The organism is Vibrio sp. 811 (assembly GCF_033339195.1).
In genome coordinates, this window is the sequence record NZ_JAWOUB010000552.1 from 1 (window position 1) to 624 (window position 624).

General features: G+C 48.1%; 1 protein-coding gene. It reads left to right on the forward strand.

All coding sequences use genetic code 11. The features are described 5' to 3' along the window. Positions 1–624, forward strand: a 624-nt coding sequence (locus R7Q46_RS28045) for a PDZ domain-containing protein (protein ID WP_318078418.1), incomplete at both ends; no start/stop codon positions are given.

Below are 624 nucleotides of genomic sequence, written 5' to 3' on the forward strand. Positions count from 1 at the left end.
ATTCTGAATACAAACCTCAGGTTGGTGATGTCGTTTTAGCGATTGGTAACCCATACAACTTAGGGCAAACCACGACCTTCGGCATTATTTCCGCGACAGGTCGCTCCTCTATTAGCGATGGTCGTCAAGCCTTCATCCAAACTGATGCTGCAATCAATGAAGGTAACTCGGGCGGCGCATTGGTGAATACTCAAGGTGAATTGGTAGGCATCAACACCGCATCTTTCCAGCAGGCAACCGATCTTGAAACCTACGGTATCTCATTTGCAATCCCTGCCCCACTCGCCAGCAAAATTATGCAGAAAATCATAGCTGATGGTCGTGTGATTCGCGGCTACATCGGTATTGATGGGCAAGACATCAATGCAGTGACGGCCCGTTTACTAGGAAACGAGCACATTGGCGGTATCGTTGTTTTAGGTATCGACCCAAATGGTCCAGCAAGTGCCGCAGGCTTTGAAAAGCAAGACATCATTATCAGTATCGATGGCAATAAAGTTCCGGGCCGTCACAGCGTGATGGATATCGTCACGGATTTACGCCCAGGCACTTCTGTCGACGTTGGTATCATTCGTAAAGGCAAGGAAATGACTCTAAAAGTCACCATCGCCGAAGACAAACAAG